Genomic DNA, 379 nt, shown 5'->3' with positions numbered 1-379 from the left:
CCTGGGTTGGCGGGGGCGGCCTGGACCGACTGCGCAGCGATGCCTTCACCCGGGTCGGCGAGGTGCGCATCGTGCATCTGCGCGACGGCAGCGTGGTCACGCTCAACACCGATAGCGCCATCGCCGTGGAGATGCAGGCGCACCTGCGCTCGGTCCAGCTGTTGCGCGGCGAAGCGTTGCTGCAGGTGACGCACGATCCACGGCGTCCGTTCGTGGTCGACAGCGCCGGCGGCAGCGCCCGGGTGCTCGGCACGCGTTTCGATGTGCGCCTGCAGGGTCGCACCGCCGAGGTCGCCGTGATCGACGGCCGTGTCGCCGTGCGCGCACCGGACGGCGGCAGCACTGCCGTACTGCGCGCCGGCCAGCGCGCGCGCCTGAG

Annotated in this window: 1 protein-coding gene; it reads left to right on the top strand. The window is 73.1% G+C overall.

Translation table 11 applies throughout. The features are described 5' to 3' along the window. Positions 1-379, top strand: a 379-nt coding sequence (locus tag D180_RS09515; protein ID WP_017912607.1) for a FecR domain-containing protein, incomplete at both ends; no start/stop codon positions are given.

Source organism: Xanthomonas sp. SHU 166 (assembly GCF_000364685.1).
Lineage (GTDB): Bacteria > Pseudomonadota > Gammaproteobacteria > Xanthomonadales > Xanthomonadaceae > Xanthomonas_A > Xanthomonas_A sontii.
The sequence above is the reverse complement of the archived record's forward strand: the minus strand, read 5'-3'. Positions and strand labels throughout refer to the sequence as shown.